1 pseudogene is annotated in these 549 nt (G+C 55.2%); it reads left to right on the top strand.

Annotated elements, in window-relative coordinates:
* A pseudogene (locus tag AB4Y34_RS41935) lies at window positions 1-116 on the top strand (IS5/IS1182 family transposase); the annotation flags it as partial.
* Window positions 117-549 lie beyond the last annotated feature (433 nt).

Genomic DNA, 549 nt, shown 5'->3' with positions numbered 1-549 from the left:
TCCGGCGTCTCGCACGTGACTATGAACGGCTTCCCGAAACTCTCGCTGGGCTTCATTTCGTCGTCTTCGCAATGCTCATGCTTGTCCACGCCGTGCCAGTACTTCAAAGTTCCTAACACGCTCTAGGTTCCGTCTATCCGCCGTGCGCTTTCCTCTCGGATGTCCGTACACCCCAAGGAGTCAGTGGGATGTCCAGCGCGTGCCTTTTGGCGCGAGTGTGGTGTTTCTAGCTTCTTCCACTCGTTCCTGCTCGCGACGTTTATCAACGGTTCACTTCTGTTAACCATACCAACCAGCCTAGTCCTATCCCAGATGAAGCTTCCAGGTTCGCGGATTACCTCACGGCTAGATCTGCGACACATTGCTTTTCGGTACATTGTCACTTGAGCTTCACACACCGCAGTTGCCTACAATGCATGTCAATCTAGCAGGCTGTTGAAAAGCGCCCCGTCATGACGACCGAAGCTACGTTCAGGAGACTTGCGCGTGCAATTTCCCGCTGAATTACCGGTTTGCCGCGCGATCCGCGCGGGGCATGCGCACGCATGC

It is taken from the genome of Paraburkholderia sp. BR10954, from assembly GCF_040965775.1.
In the GTDB taxonomy this organism is placed as follows: Bacteria; Pseudomonadota; Gammaproteobacteria; order Burkholderiales; family Burkholderiaceae; genus Paraburkholderia; species Paraburkholderia youngii.
Note: the sequence above shows the minus strand (reverse complement) of the source record. Positions and strands in the feature narration are given on the sequence as shown.